Annotated in this window: 17 protein-coding genes; 11 read left to right on the top strand and 6 right to left on the bottom strand. The window is 62.2% G+C overall.

The annotated features are described in order from the left end of the window. Positions 1–19: 19 nt before the first annotated feature. Together EV687_RS01360 and EV687_RS01355 are read left to right on the top strand one after the other, a co-directional pair. The gene (locus EV687_RS01360) at positions 20–787 is read left to right on the top strand and encodes an SDR family NAD(P)-dependent oxidoreductase (protein WP_122226093.1); all 768 of its coding nucleotides are present in this window, start codon (positions 20–22) and stop codon (positions 785–787) included. A gap of 43 nt (positions 788–830) precedes the next feature. Then, positions 831–1,826: an aldo/keto reductase gene (locus EV687_RS01355; RefSeq protein WP_122226092.1), complete on the top strand. Its 996-nt coding sequence runs from the start codon at positions 831–833 to the stop codon at positions 1,824–1,826. Positions 1,827–1,881: 55 nt separating this feature from the next. Here the strand turns inward: EV687_RS01355 and EV687_RS01350 are convergent, their stop codons facing one another. Beyond that, positions 1,882–2,205 (bottom strand): hypothetical protein, encoded by a 324-nt coding sequence (locus EV687_RS01350; protein ID WP_122226091.1) that lies wholly within the window; start codon positions 2,203–2,205, stop codon positions 1,882–1,884. Positions 2,206–2,312: 107 nt separating this feature from the next. On the opposite strand from EV687_RS01350, the gene EV687_RS01345 reads away from it, so the two are divergent. The 8 genes from EV687_RS01345 (at position 2,313) to EV687_RS01315 (ending at position 6,340) form a co-directional block, all read left to right on the top strand. Then, complete coding sequence (locus EV687_RS01345; protein ID WP_122226090.1) at positions 2,313–3,026, top strand: class I SAM-dependent methyltransferase; 714 nt, start codon at positions 2,313–2,315, stop codon at positions 3,024–3,026. A 110-nt stretch (positions 3,027–3,136) separates the two neighbouring features. After that, positions 3,137–3,700: a DUF2975 domain-containing protein gene (locus tag EV687_RS01340; RefSeq protein ID WP_122226089.1), complete on the top strand. Its 564-nt coding sequence runs from the start codon at positions 3,137–3,139 to the stop codon at positions 3,698–3,700. Positions 3,701–3,776: 76 nt separating this feature from the next. Then, complete coding sequence (locus EV687_RS01335; protein WP_122226088.1) at positions 3,777–4,010, top strand: helix-turn-helix domain-containing protein; 234 nt, start codon at positions 3,777–3,779, stop codon at positions 4,008–4,010. Positions 4,011–4,615: 605 nt separating this feature from the next. Further along, positions 4,616–4,822 carry a hypothetical protein gene (locus EV687_RS18855; protein ID WP_162846515.1) on the top strand — a complete coding sequence of 69 codons (207 nt, stop codon included), beginning with the start codon at positions 4,616–4,618 and terminating at the stop codon, positions 4,820–4,822. Further along, on the top strand, positions 4,803–5,120 hold the full coding sequence (locus EV687_RS19350) for a nucleotidyltransferase domain-containing protein (protein ID WP_162846514.1): 318 nt from the start codon (positions 4,803–4,805) through the stop codon (positions 5,118–5,120). Before EV687_RS18855 ends, EV687_RS19350 begins: the two co-directional genes overlap by 20 nt. 144 nt (positions 5,121–5,264) lie before the next feature. Continuing rightward, positions 5,265–5,522 carry a hypothetical protein gene (locus EV687_RS01325; protein WP_122226085.1) on the top strand — a complete coding sequence of 86 codons (258 nt, stop codon included), beginning with the start codon at positions 5,265–5,267 and terminating at the stop codon, positions 5,520–5,522. 175 nt (positions 5,523–5,697) lie between these two features. After that, positions 5,698–6,108, top strand: coding sequence for a hypothetical protein (locus EV687_RS01320; protein WP_122226084.1), 411 nt, complete (start codon positions 5,698–5,700; stop codon positions 6,106–6,108). A gap of 1 nt (position 6,109) precedes the next feature. After that, a complete protein-coding gene (locus tag EV687_RS01315; protein ID WP_122226083.1) occupies positions 6,110–6,340 on the top strand; it encodes a helix-turn-helix transcriptional regulator in 231 nt (76 codons plus the stop codon). Positions 6,341–6,559: 219 nt separating this feature from the next. On the opposite strand, the gene EV687_RS01310 is transcribed toward EV687_RS01315, so the two are convergent. The 4 genes from EV687_RS01310 to EV687_RS01295 all read right to left on the bottom strand — a co-directional run bounded on the left by EV687_RS01310 (position 6,560) and on the right by EV687_RS01295 (position 11,053). Further along, positions 6,560–8,182 (bottom strand): tetratricopeptide repeat protein, encoded by a 1,623-nt coding sequence (locus tag EV687_RS01310; protein ID WP_130466405.1) that lies wholly within the window; start codon positions 8,180–8,182, stop codon positions 6,560–6,562. Between the two features lie 698 nt (positions 8,183–8,880). Then, complete coding sequence (locus EV687_RS01305) at positions 8,881–9,300, bottom strand: hypothetical protein (RefSeq protein WP_130466404.1); 420 nt, start codon at positions 9,298–9,300, stop codon at positions 8,881–8,883. Next, a complete protein-coding gene (locus EV687_RS01300; protein WP_122226081.1) occupies positions 9,297–9,968 on the bottom strand; it encodes an HNH endonuclease in 672 nt (223 codons plus the stop codon). The genes EV687_RS01305 and EV687_RS01300 overlap by 4 nt, the downstream gene beginning before the upstream one ends. A 221-nt stretch (positions 9,969–10,189) precedes the next feature. After that, positions 10,190–11,053 (bottom strand): DMT family transporter, encoded by an 864-nt coding sequence (locus EV687_RS01295; protein ID WP_122226080.1) that lies wholly within the window; start codon positions 11,051–11,053, stop codon positions 10,190–10,192. 158 nt (positions 11,054–11,211) lie between these two features. On the opposite strand from EV687_RS01295, the gene EV687_RS01290 reads away from it, so the two are divergent. Beyond that, a complete protein-coding gene (locus EV687_RS01290) occupies positions 11,212–12,666 on the top strand; it encodes an aminotransferase-like domain-containing protein (protein WP_122226079.1) in 1,455 nt (484 codons plus the stop codon). Positions 12,667–12,708: 42 nt separating this feature from the next. Here the strand turns inward: EV687_RS01290 and EV687_RS01285 are convergent, their stop codons facing one another. Continuing rightward, complete coding sequence (locus tag EV687_RS01285) at positions 12,709–14,154, bottom strand: NAD-dependent succinate-semialdehyde dehydrogenase (protein ID WP_122226078.1); 1,446 nt, start codon at positions 14,152–14,154, stop codon at positions 12,709–12,711. Between the last annotated feature and the right edge of the window lie 62 nt (positions 14,155–14,216).

The following is a 14,216-nucleotide window of genomic DNA, read 5'->3' as shown; positions in this document are numbered from 1 at the left end:
CATGAGAAAGGCTTCACCCATGACCTCGATCGACTCCGGCCTGGCCGGGAAAAGCGTGCTGGTGCTTGGCGCATCGTCCGGCATCGGCGCGGCAACGGCCCTGGCGCTGGGCCAGGCCGGCGCCCGCGTCGTGCTGGCGGCGCGGCGCCGGGATGCGCTCGACGCATTGGCGCAAAGCATCCGCGACCAGGGTGGCGAGGCTCTGGCCATCGCCACCGATGTGGCGGTGGAGGCGGATGTGGCGCGGGCCGTGGCCTTTGCGGTGGAGCGCTTCGGCCGCCTCGACGGCGCCTTCAACAATGCCGGGCTGCTCGGCCAGGCCTGCGCGCTGACCGACCTGACCAGCGCCGATTTCGAGGCGGTGATGCGCACCAATGCGTCTGGCGTCTTCCATGCGCTCAAGCACGAGATGGCGGCCATGCGGCAGAGCGGTGGTGGCGCCATCGTCAACACCGCGTCGATGGTGACGCAGGCCACGTTTGCCAACCTCGCTCCCTACACCGCCAGCAAGCAGGCCGTGCTGGGCCTGACACGCGCCGCCGCGCTGGAGGGCTGGCCGCATGGCATCCGCGTCAATGCCGTCAGTCCCGGCCCCATCGAGACGCCCATGGCCGCCATCGGATTCGGCAGCATCGAGAATCTGCATGCGACACTGGCCACCACGCCGGCAGGCCGTCCCGGCACGCCCGAAGAGGTGGCCGGACCGGTGCTGTTCCTGCTCTCGAACGCGGCCAGCTACATCAATGGCCAGACCCTCACGGTCGATGGCGGCTACACGCTGCCCTGACTCCCATGGGACGAATGCCCTGACCCAACTTCTGGAGAAAACGATGCAACAACGACGACTCGGGACGCAAGGCCCCATGGTGTCCGCCCTCGGCCTCGGCTGCATGGGCATGAGCGAGTTCTACGGCCCCAGCGACGATGCCCAGTCACTGCGCACGCTGGCCCGCGCGCTGGAACTGGATGTCACCCTGTTCGACACGGCCGACACCTATGGCCTGGGCCACAACGAGCAATTGCTCGGGCGGTTCATTGCCGAAGGCGGCCCGGTCCGGCGGCAGCGCATGGTGCTGGCCACCAAGTTCGGCATCGTGCGCGAGGCAGGCCGCTATGAGCGCCGCATCGACAACTCGCCCGCCTACATCCAGGCCGCTTGCGAGGCCTCGCTGCGGCGCCTCGGCGTCGAGCAGATCGACCTCTACTACTGCCACCGGCGCGACCCGGCCGTGCCCATCGAGGACGTGGTGGGCGCAATGGCCCGGCTGGTGGCCGAGGGCAAGGTGGCGGCCATCGGGCTCTCGGAAGTCTCGCAGCAGACCTTGCGGCGCGCCCACGCAGTGCACCCGATTGCCGCCGTCCAGAGCGAATACTCGCTGTGGAGCCGCGAGCCCGAGCAAGGCATGCTGGCCGCCTGCGCCGAACAGGGCACTGCCTTCGTGGCCTATAGCCCGCTGGGCCGGGCCTTTCTGACGGCCACCGTGGCGGCCGACCAATTGGCCGAGAACGACTTCCGCCGCCACAACCCGCGCTTCATCGGCGAGGCCGAAGCCCACAACCGCCGGCTGGTCGCCGCGCTGGGCGAATTTGCCAAGGCGCGCGGCTGGAGCAATGCGCAGATTGCGCTGGCGTGGCTGCTGAACAAGCATCCGCACGTGATCCCGATCCCCGGCACGCGGCGCATCGCCTATCTGGAGAGCAATGTGGCCGCCGCCGACATCACGCTGACAGCCGGGGAGATTGCGGAGCTGGATCACCTGTTCGATGCGGCAGCCATTGCCGGCGAGCGCTATCCGGAGGCCGGATTCGCCGGTGTGGAGCGTTGAGCGCCGGGCCAGGGAGCGCCATCACCACCGCCTCGCGCCCGATGCAACTCTCCCCTCACCTGGCCTGAAACCCCGCATTCGCCGCCGCGTCCACCTGACCAGCGGGGATGGTGAAGACCCCGACGCGGCCATCCGGCGCACCGCAAACGGCCGGGTACATCCGGCCATCCGAGCCCTGCGCCGCCGCAAGCACCCGCACCCCGGCGCCGGCCAGTTGCACCTGCAACTGCTCCAGCGTGCTGCCACCTCCTTCGCATTGCCGTGAGCCAAGGGGCTTGACCACCTCGGCATGGCCCTGCGGGCTCTGCGGCGCCTGGCCGCCCACGCTGCCGCAGGCTGCCAGGCCCGCACAACACACCACCAGGAAAAAGCGTTTCACCGTATGTACTCCTGTCATGGGTTCATCCACTGCGACGTCATCGACCTTATCAAACAGTGCCCGACGTGGCATGGTACGCGTCACGCCATTGCCCCAAGAAAGCGCTGATGAATCCATCCGAATCCACGACAGAGAGAGCAAAGAGAGCAGAAGGTGCAGCGCCTGCGCCTGCCACGGCGGCCTTGCAGCACGCCCTGCACGATTTGCTGCACGATGCCCGGCTCGCCCTCACCGAGCTACCCGGCACCGCTTTGCGCTTGTGGCTGCTGGATGCGGCCGGCATGCACCGGCCCTTCTCGCCAGACGAAACCCGCCGCATCATGAACGAGCCGCCCTACTGGTGCTTCTGCTGGGCCAGTGGCCTGGCGCTGGCGCGCTGGCTGGCCGAGCATCCGCAGTGGGTGCAGGGCAAGAAAGTGCTGGATTTCGGCAGCGGCTCGGGCGTGGCCGCCATTGCCGCCGCGAAAGTCGGCGCGACCGAGGTGGTGGCCTGCGACCTCGACCCGCTCGCCCGCCAGGCCTGCCATGCCAATGCCGCACTCAATGGCGTCACCCTCGGCAGCAGCGCCGACTTCTTTGCCGAGGCCGACCGCTTCGACCTCATCCTCGCCGCCGACGTGCTGTACGACCGCGCCAACCTGCCCCTGCTCGATGCCTTCCTGACGCGTGGCGCCCAGGTGCTGCTGGCCGACTCGCGGGTGCGCAACTTCCGCCACCCGCCCTATCAGCGCGTGGCCACGCTGCAGGCATGCACCTGGCCCGACCTGGACGAATCACCCGAGTTCCGGCGCGTCAGCCTCTACCACGCCAGGCGCGCATGAAGCTGCACTGCGAATGCGCAGGCCATGATCATCGCTGCTCTTTTTATTTATTATTGTTTTACGATAATTTTTCAATACAATTCGATCATTAAAACTTCCAGAAAAACGTCATGGTCACCGATCGCCTCCCCGTTCTCAGCCAGCGCATGGCCACCCTCACGCTCTGGCTGGTCATCGGCATGCTGCTGCTCAATGCGGCGGTCTGGCTCGTCCCCGCATGGCAGGACCTGCATGCGCGACACGGACTGTCCTTCTCGCTCTCCGACAGCCTGATCGCCGCACTCGCCCTTGAGCCCGCCGCGCTGCCATGGTGGCAGCGCCTGGGCGCGGCCGTGCTCTCGGCCATTCCGCTGCTGGTGCTCTCTGGTGGCTTGCTGCACCTGCGCGCACTGCTGCGCAACTACGCTGGCGGCCAATATTTCTCGCCGCAATCGGCCACGCACATGGGCCGGCTGGGCCAGGCCGTGGCCCTCTGGGTGCTCGCCACCTTCCTCTGCGAGCCCTTGCTGAGCGCCTGGCTCACCTTCACCAATCCGCCCGGCGAGCGCCTGATCTCGCTCGGTTTCGATTCCGGCAGCATCGTCGCGCTGTTTCTCGCCGCCTGCGTGGTGGTGATCGCCCGCATCCTGCGCCGCGCCAGCGAACTTCACGCCGAAAACCAGCAATTCGTTTGACAAGACACAAGACGCCTGCAGCCTTCTCACAGGCCGTCATGTATCCAGGCTACTCAAGCGCTCTCCCATCACCCCCATGCCCATTGAAATCACCCTCGACGTCATGTTGGCGCGGCGCAAGGTCAAATCCAAGGACCTCGCTGCGGCCATCGGCATCACCGAGCAAAACCTCTCGCTGCTCAAGCAAGGCAAGGTCAAAGGCATCCGACTCGGCACGCTCGAAGCCATCTGCCAGCACCTGGACTGCCAGCCCGGCGAGCTGCTGAGCTACCGCCCGGAACCAGGCGGCCACACCGGTTCCGAGCGCTGAGCTGCCCAACGCCTCCTGAAGCCACCGCGATGCAGGCCGCCAGCACGTCTCACACACACAGCATGCTGAAGCCGGCACCGGACCCGCACCGCAGGCTGCTGATGACCACGCTGCTTGCATTGGCGATGCATGGCGCGTTACTGCTGGGCATCTTCACAACACATGTGGCGCCCATCCCGAAGGCGAAGGCACCCGCGACCACCCTCGCCATCCAGGTGCAACTGTTGCCCGAGCATCCAGCGTCACCCCCGAAAGCCGACAAACTCCCTGCCCGGGCAATAGCGCCTGCCCCGAAGACGGAGCCGTCACCATCTACCCGGTCGCAACCGGACATCCCAGTCTCGGCAAAGAAACAACGCAGCCCCTCAAACACGGCCTCTGCCGCGCCACAAACCCCGGCACAGCCAAGACGCAACGACGCACCACCTCTGGCCAAGGCCCAGCTTCCGGACAGGGCGGCCAATCCATCTGCACCATCGGCGCAGCCAGCCACGCGCGCCACCCATCCGGACAATCCTTCGCCGCAGCCAGAAAAACCAGACGCCACGCCGGCCACCCCCCGCATCCCGACGGATGCACACGGCATCCAGCAAGCACTGCAGGGCATGCGCCATGCCCCCACCCTCGCCCAGCAGGCCAACGCCCGCCTGCAGGGCCCGGCCGTCAACCGCACCGACCAGCGCCTTGGCCAAGCGATTGCGCAATCCGCCAAAGGCGACTGCGCCAAGGGCGAGTACCAAGGCAGTGGCATGGGCCTGCTCAGCGCGCCATTTCTCGTGGCGGCGGCAGTCAATGGAGATTGCGCACGGTAGTCGATGGAGGCGTCATCAAGGCATTTGCCGCGCTACCCTCCATCGCCATGAGCGACAGGCCCCTCCATCGGACCCAGGTCGCCCAGGCCCGCGGCATCGTCGAACGGCATCAGGTCCATGGCATCGTGACCTTCACCTCTTCGGCTCTGCCGTCAATGGCGGACTTCGGCCCTACAGCGACATTGACCTGCTGGTCATCGTGGACAAGCCGCCGGGCCAGGCCGAGCGGCAGGCATTGGTGGCGGCACTGTTGGCCCCTTCTGCCCCCCGCGCCATCGCCCACCTTGCGTGCGCTTGAAGTGACAGTGCTGGCACTGAAGCACGTCATGCCCTGGCGCCATCCCGCCAGGCGCGAGGCCCGGTTTGGTGAATGGCGGCGGTGCGAGGACATACTGGCAAGCGTTTTCGAGGAGCCGGAGGTGGACCACGACCTGCCCTGCTCTTGACCCAGGCCCGCACACACCGCATCGCCATCTTGGCGCCCAGCGCACCAACCCTGCTCGACGCCGTGCCAAAGACAGATTTGGGGCATGCGCTGGAGAAAAAAGTAACGCCGCCTTACCGTCCGGTGTTACGCAAGACCCCCGCCAGCGACCTGGCGCTGGAGCAGGACGATCTCGCCAGCCATCCGGCCGATGTTGCAGCATTCATCACGCATGCCAGACACGCGATTGAACGGCGATGCGTCTCGGCATACTGAGCACACCCTGCCACACGAGTTGGTCTGAATTCATGCAACTAGCGTGTGCAGGTTCTTAGTGGGTCAACATGCTTCATCGACCAAAATCCAATCAATAAGTAATGACAACATTACTTATTGACAAGTAGTCACGACATAATTAAAGTCATGTAAACCTTACATGGAGCCCATAGCAATGAACACTCACATCGACCGTGCGCGTCCTCCTTCAGTTGAACGCACATACATCATTCGTATGATGTCCCTCATGGGGATCTACATACTGATCAACATTGCCGCAATCCTCGGCTTTTTCGACAGCCTTCTGGGACGACCTGCGGGATGGGCAGTTGCCGTGGCAGTGGCGTTACCTGTTGCAGGACAAATTTGGGCCACCCTTCGGCTCATGGCGGAGAGCGACGAATTCGTGCGCGTGATCGTCGCCAAATGCTTCATCCTGGCTGCCGGCGCAACACTGGTGCTTTGCACTGCATGGGGATTTGGCGAAACCTACGCGACCGCTCCCCATCTTCCCGGCTGGCTCGTCTATCCATTTTTCTGGGCAATGTACGCTCTTGCATCCCCCTTTGTTCGCACGAGCAACTGAGATGAAGAATCGATTACGAATACTGCGCGCCGAGTTCGCCTTGACGCAAGCGGATTTGGCAGAGCGACTGGGCGTCTCCCGCCAAGCTGTCAACGCCCTCGAAACTGAAAAGCACGCCCCTTCCCTGGACTTGGCGTTTCGGATCAGTGCGATTTTCAATCAGTCTGTCGAAGATATCTTCGAGAACCCTCATCATCCCTCAATCGCTGAGAAACGCCCGGAGAATAATTAGCCGAAACGAATCCATAGGTGCCCCTATGAATCAAGATACCATCATGCCGATGCCTGCTCCTTGCTGACTTTCTCCCAAAATAGATGGCCGTTTCCGACCCATTGCGGAAGTTCAACCGAGCAACACCTATGGCTGCTCAGCAGTGCGAACTACGAGTCAGTACACTGCACGCGAACGGTAGCAGCTACCCTCATCTTTCGCTCGCGTCAATCCATAGTCCTATTTTCCTGTTTTGGATTTATCCAAGAGCAATATCGCGTTGCGTGTAATTTCGACTCCTCTGGAATAACAGATCGACTCATGAAGTGCCAGTGATATCTCAAATTCCCGTCGAGCTAGATCAATATCGCCTTCCATCATTGCGAGCCTACCTAGGTTGCCGTGTGCATTGCCTTCCGTCTCTTTCAGGACTAGAGCTTTTCGCATAGCGGCTTCTGTGTCATGGTCGAACGCGTCAGCGAGCAAGTTGCAAACCTCGATTTCGTCTGCTTTCGGAGCTGCGATGGCGGTGCCATTCGCCAAATTCAGCTCATGCTCCTCTCGAAGGCAAGCCGCCTCCTCGACACTGATAAGTTTGGTTCCGACGAATAGCCGTCCCTTGCGGGGATTCCCCTTGCACAAGGAGAGAGCTTGATCAAAGTATTCTCGGGCAGTATTTATCTGAGCTCGCATGCTGGCAACAACACCTAGATTGCATAGGTAGACTGCCTCGGCCACAAAATCTTTTTGCTCGACAGACATGGCACGCGCACGCTGCAAGTACTCTTCGCTCTCGTTAAGTTCAGCTCGACGTCTAGAGACACGCGCGAGACCTTCTAAGATGCGACGATGCTCAGTTGACGCAGCACTGGTGCTGATCACACGACCTAAGCTATAAACCTGTTCCCTGAAGAATTCAGCCATACCTGCCGCTTCAGCCTCTGTTGGTGATCTCTGTCTGCCAATTCCTTCCATAGGTACAAGCCGCATGACCCATTGCGAGACCAAAGAAGGCTGACGTCGCAAAATCTCGACAATGTTGAGCCCGGCAATTACGATACCTCTGATAGTCCAGATGTATGACTCGCGGCTGACGTTTGGATGATCAATCATGAATTGAGCGAGTTGTGCTTCAGGTGGATCCCCTCCTCTGCACAGCGTTACAATCCCTTCCGGCATTGAATACCACATTTGAGTAAAGGCATGCAATGCCTTGTCTAGGCGGCCGACCCACCAAGAAATCTCTCCTAGTCGACTCCAGCCGTAAGGATTTGATGGATCAATTTCGGTGCAACGCTCGTAGGCATTGGCAGCTTGAAAATGATCCGAAACGAAGGCGATATCTCCGGCATCGAGCCACCGGGTTGCGGCGCGACTGCGCATCTCCTTTGCTGCGTTTCTAAGATAAACTGCAGCATTGGCCTCGTCTTCAGCAAGACGGATAGCTTCTGTCGCAGCATCCCTATAGCGGCCGTCGCTGCTGAGTTCTATGACAGTTGCCCCTCGAACCTTGCCATTGTCTGCAAGCCGCCTCAGAGCTTCCAACAAATGGTCAAGCGGCTCAACGCCTATTTGGCTTGATGAGCGTCCATTGGCAAGATCGGCTTGAATGGAGTTCAGCTTAGCAAGTATTTCTTGTTGTGCTTGATCTTGCCGGGCGACGAGTATTTGCGCCTGCGCTTGCAAATGAGCATCTGCGAGGAGTGGCCTGCCAAATTCCAGCGTAGCAGCATTTTCAGCTGAGGCTTTCCATTCGCGCAGAAGTTCGACTGGATATGCCTCTGGATTGTGATCAACTTTACGAGCACAAGTAACACACAACCAGATTCCGTTCTCGATAGACGAGCGCTCCTTCGCAGACATGCTCTCTTCGTAGCGAGGGCCCTTGGGCGAGGCTGCGGCTATGTGCGCGGCATCACCTCCTCGGACTACACCCCTAGTTCCGGATCCAGGGGCTGCAGTGGGGACTCGGCACTCAGGATTGGAGCAGCGATGTGCGACGCGATCGCGAAGCGCAGCCTTGATTGACTCCTTGAAATTGTCCCGTGCCATTTGTCAATTGTGCCTTTTGTGAGAGAGTCTGCGTTCCATTTCCTGACCAGCTTCGCCTGCTTCTGCTCAATGACAGGCTTCAGGTGAGTAGTCGGCGGTGACAAACAGTGTGATCCCGGGGACTGCTGGAAGTCCGCTATTGCGGCTCATGAAGAGGTCTTGCCGGCCCATTGCGGACAGTCAGACTCTTAGAAAGCAAAAGCGCTCAACGTGGAGTTGAGGTGCCCGCCAAACTTTTCGCGCAGGTCACGTCAAGTGCGGAGTTGGGTTGCACAACCCAGAGAGGCGTCAGTGCATTCATGCACCTGAGTGGTCTTGAGGCCAACTCGACTTCTGTAAGCATAATTAGGTGAACGGGAGCTCCGTAGATTCTTGTTGCGTTTTCAAGCGCAGCCCGCAAATCGTAGAATGCGTCGAGCGCCACTGTCGGTTCAGCCTTAACTACAGCAAGGATGTCAATGTCGCGGAACGGCTCACCGCGAAAGGCTGACCCGAAACCATATACAGCCTTAAGCCTGCTCTCTGCTGAGGTGATAGATTGAATTGCCATCCCTGTCACGCTGGTGATAAGCCCAATACTCAGTGGCCCATAGCGCTCCTGACATTTCATTGGTGACATAAAGACCAATACACTCCGAAAGACAGAACTGTTTTGCTTGTTCTGTGTAGCCGCACCATCCGCCTCCAATGTAAATGATTGAAGGTTTCCCGAACTCATGAATCACGCGTTGCACAGCAGTAAGGCCCATCGTATATTCGTTCAAACAGACAACAGAGAGGTTATCCGTCTGCTGCTTTCGGTTAATTTCGAAAACAAGATCGTCATGTCGAGTAAGCGTTCCGCAGTTTCCGTGAGTACTTAATAGCTTATCAAGCCAAGAAATATGGGCAAAGCTTACATTCCAATTGTTACGTCCGTTCTGGCTCATGACAACATTGCCTTCTCAAATTCTGCGGGAAACATTGGGTAGGTATCCAGTCGTGTGTATTGATGCCGCTCGAAGGCTTGTGCGTGAATCTTAAAATGGAAGAACGATGCAGTTTCAGTTGAGTTCAATAAAGTGATATTTGCTTCGACTGCGTTAATGATCTTGGTGTTGTTGGGAACGATTGTGTCTAGCTTCCGCAGCACCCACACCTCGTACATGTTAGAACCTGGATCGGCCTGAGCGACTAGGGACTGCGGCCCAAAGCTAGACCATAAGACCTTATTTTCGTAGAGTAGGCGAGCGACATAGATCTTCAGCTCCGCTACGCTCTGAAACTTCAGCGCGGTCCCATTAGAGCGGATGCTACTTTCGTGATCTTGCTTCCACTGGTGGAGCATGGAGACTGGGTAAGTTCCCGCAGGTGCCTTGTCCACGGTTCGATGGCAAGTTGGGCAGAGCAAGACCAAATTTTCATACTCATCGCTTCCACCAGTGCCAACTCCGCGTGGGCCATTAGGACTACTGGCTATGACATGTGCCATCTCGCCAACATTAAAGCCGCGACCGTCTTCCAAGAGGACCGTGAGGTCGGTGCGGCAAATTGGATTGGAGCAAGTGCCTGCCGCGCGGCCCCACAAGAGCTTCACTGTGTTGTCGCTAATCGCCACTGGTGATAATCCTGTGTAACCTAATTAGAGTCACTCTGTTCGACTGCTTTGCGGCAGTAGGTCTGATAGTCCGCTTCTAGCCGATAGCCGTCACTTCAGTGCTCTGGCAACGGCCTCGAAAGCGCAGTATACGAAAGTTTGTCTCATTTAGATACATTTGAGTTAACTCTCGATCAACGCACTGCGAGGTCGTCTCCATTGCTCTTCTGGTCAACTTTCGCTCACACAGCAAACCGCCGTGCGCCAGCCACGCAAAGTACCGCGCCGAGAGTCGCCAGCAGCATGGCTCCGCTCACCGCTTCGTGCAGCAGTGATGCCGCCAGCGCCAGGGCAAAAAATGGCTGCAGTAATTGCAGCTGTCCCACTGCGGCGATGCCGCCCAGCGCCAGCCCGCGGTACCAGAACATGAAGCCGATCAGCATGCTGAACAGCGAGACGTAGGCCAGCCCAATCCATGCCGGCGTGCCGACTGCAGCAAACGATGCCGGCATGGTGAACACGGCGGCCGGCAGCATGATGGGCAGGGTCAGCACCAGCGCCCAGCTGATGACCTGCCAGCCGCCCAGCCGGCGCGACAGGCGGGCGCCTTCGGCATAGCCCAGGCCGCAAACAAGAATGGCCGCCAGCATCAGCAGGTCGCCAACCGGCGAGGCATCGATGCCGTCCTTTGCGGCATAGCCGACCACGCAGGCGCTGCCCAGCACCGAAAACAGCCAGAAGGCCGCGTGGGGCCGCTCGCCGCCGCGCAGCACGCCGAACAAGGCCGTGCAGACGGGCAGCAGCCCGAGAAAGACGATGGAATGCGCGGACGAGACGTGCCGCAGCGCCAGCGCGGTCAGCAGCGGAAAGCCCAGCACCACACCCAGGGCAACCACCGCCAGCGGCACCACGTCGGCCGGGGCGGGACGACGCTGGCGCAACGCCAGCAGCAAGGCCAGCGCCAGCAGGCCGGCGATGCTGGCGCGGGCGCAGGTGAGGAATACCGGCTCGAAATCCATCACCGCCGCTCGCGTGGCGGGCAACGAGCCCGCGAATATCAATACGCCGATGAAGCCGCTGATCCAGCCGCTGGTTTTCTGGTCCATTTTTCGTTCCGTTGGAGGTGGCCCCACACTTCACCACGGAGGCGCCCGCCCGGCCATGGACAATGCCATACAATTTTCATGAACTGTATTGGTATCGATCACCACACAGTCGATCACGCCACAGTTGCTCTCCCTGCTTCGGATGGAAGGACCAGCCCATGCCAACAAGCCACACCCGTATCGAGGCCGTCATGGCCGCGGTACGCGCGAAGATCGCCTCGCGCAGCTACCTGCCCGGCGCCCGCCTGCCGTCGGTGCGCGCGCAGGCCAGGACGATGGGGCTGTCTGTCTCCACCGTGGTGGAGGCCTACGAGCGGCTGGTGGCCGAGGAGGTTATCCACGCCCGGCGTGGTGCGGGGTTCTATGTTGCCGGCCCGGCGGCGCCGCTGGCCCTGGCGGAAATCGGCCCGCGACTCGACCGCGAAGTCGATCCGCTCTGGGTATCGCGCCAGGCACTGGAGACCGGCAAGGATTTGCTCAAGCCCGGTTGCGGCTGGCTGCCCGCATCGTGGACGTATGCAGAGGGCATGCGGCGTGCGCTGCGTGGCACCGCGCGGGCCGGCGAGGCGCTGCTGGCCGATTACGCGACGGCGCGGGGCTTGCCTGCGCTTCGGCAATGGCTGGCCCGCCGCCTGGCGGCGATGGATGTGGAGGCGCAGCCCGAGCAGATCATGCTGACGGAGTCCAGCACGCATGCGATCGACCTGATCTGCCGCTTTCTGCTGCAGCCGGGAGACACCGTGCTGGTGGACGATCCCTGCTACTTCAATTTTCACGCCCTGCTGCGCGCCCATCGCGTGCAGGTCGTGGGCGTGCCGTTCACGCCCGGCGGGCCGGACCTCGCGGCCTTCGAGGCGGCGGTGCGCACGCATTCACCACGCCTGTACATCACCAATGCGGGCATCCACAACCCGACCGGCGCCACGCTGTCATCGGTGACGGCGCACCGGCTGCTCAAGCTGGCCGACGCCTCCGAACTGGTGATCGTCGAAGACGATCTCTATGCCGACTACGAAACCAGCCCGGCGCCGCGCCTGGCCGCCTTCGACGGTCTCTCGCGGGTGATTCATATCGGCAGCTTCTCCAAGAGCCTTTCGGCCTCGCTCCGCTGCGGCCATATCGCCGCCCGCGCGGACTGGATCGACGCCCTGGTCGACCTGAAGATCGCCACCCACTTCGGAGGCGGCCAACTGCCCGCGGCCATTCTGCTGGCGGCGCTGACCGGCAGCGGCTACCGCCGTCACATGGAGGGCGTGCGCGCACGCCTGGCCACCGCGATGGAACAAACCATCCAGCACCTGGGCGCACTGGGCATCGTGCCGTGGCTGAGGCCCGGTGCCGGCATGTTCCTCTGGTGCCGCCTGCCCGATGGCGTGGATGCCGCGGCACTGGCACGCACCTGCCTGCAGGAGGGGGTGGTGCTCGCGCCCGGCAATGCCTTCAGCCAATCGCTCAGTGCCAGCGGGTACCTGCGCTTCAATGTCTCGCAATCACTGGACGGGCGCTTGTTCGAGGTGCTGGCCAGGGCCCTGGCGTCCGTGCCAGCGCCTCTCCTTCCCCCGCCGCTGTCCGCTGAGCCTGCCGCGCCCACTACTGGCCGGGCCGGCCAGTAGTGCATTCGGCTTTGCCGACCGATGCCACGACTCCTCCCGATCTCAACCCCCCACGGCAGACACCGCCTTGGTATTGAGGTAGGCCTCCAGGGCTTCAGGGCCACCCTCGGTGCCGTAGCCCGAATCCTTGACGCCGCCGAAAGGCAGTTCCGCCGAGGGCGTCGCGGCCTGGTTGATCCAGACCATGCCGACTTCCAGCCGGTCGCTGAGGAGTTGCACGTTCCTGAAGGATTTCGTGAACGCGTACGCCGCCAGCCCGTAGGGCAGACGGTTGGCCTCGGCGATCGCCTCTTCGAGCGAATCGAAGCCGCGAATGCCGGCCACCGGGCCGAACGGCTCGTCATTGAAGAGCATGCTGTCCAGCGGCGCATCGGAGATGACGGTGGGCGCAAAGAAATTGCCCGTGCCACCGGCACGTTCGCCCCCGGTCACGATCTGCGCGCCCTTGGCTTTCGCGTCCGCGACGATGGACTCCATCGCCACGACACGGCGCGGGTTGGCCAGCGGCCCCAGCGTGGTGCCATCGACCAGGCCATCGCCCAGCTGCAGGCCCTCGGCGTGCCTTGCCAGCGCCTGCGCGAATGCCTGCTTGAGGCTGTTGTGCACCAGAAAGCGCGTGGGCGAGATGCACACCTGGCCCGCGTTGCGGAACTTGGCGGCGCCGGCCGTGCGCACCGCCAGTTCCAGGTCGGCGTCTTCCGCGACGATGACCGGGGCATGGCCGCCCAGCTCCATGGTCACCCTCTTCATGTGGGCGCCGGCCAGCGCGGCCAGCTGCTTGCCCACGACCGTCGATCCGGTGAACGTGACCTTGCGGATAACGGGGTGCGCGATCAGGTAGGAGGATATTTCCGCCGGATCGCCATACACCAGCCCCAGCACGCCAGGCGGCAGCCCGGCATCGACGAAGACGCGCAGCAATGCAGCCGGTGAAGCGGGCGTTTCCTCCGGCGCCTTCAACAGGAACGAGCAGCCCGTGGCCAGCGCCGCGCCGAGCTTGCGCACCACCTGGTTCACCGGGAAGTTCCATGGCGTGAACGCCGCCACCGGCCCCACCGGCTCCTTGATGACCAGCTGCAGCGCTGCGACATTGCGCGCCGGCACGATGCGGCCATAGACGCGCAGGCCTTCATCCGCAAACCATTCGATGATGCCGGAGGCAGCGGCCACTTCCGCCTGCGCCTCCCGCAGCGGCTTGCCCTGCTCCAGCGTCAGGCTGCGGGCGATCGCGTCGGCGCGCTCGCGCAGCAAGCCCGCCGCGCGGCGCATCAGGGCCGCACGCTCATGCGCCGAGGTGTGCCGCCAGACCTCAAAGCCCTGCCGCGCCGCTGCCAGGGCCTTGTCGAGGTCGGCAATGCCGGCATGGGCAACCTGGCCGATGACCTGCCCCGTCGCGGGATTGCGCACATCGATGCGCCGGCCGTCCTGGCTGTCCACCCACTGGTTGCCGATCAGAAGCTGGGTGCTGGGGTATGAAAAAGAGCTCATGGGTTTCCTGGTCTGAAAAAGGATCGGATGCGGGCCAATGGACCGCGCACCGTTGTCACGAA

Origin of the sequence: Corticibacter populi (assembly GCF_004217315.1) — a bacterium.
GTDB lineage: Bacteria > Pseudomonadota > Gammaproteobacteria > Burkholderiales > Burkholderiaceae_C > Lampropedia > Lampropedia populi.
Note: the sequence above shows the minus strand (reverse complement) of the source record. Positions and strands in the feature narration are given on the sequence as shown.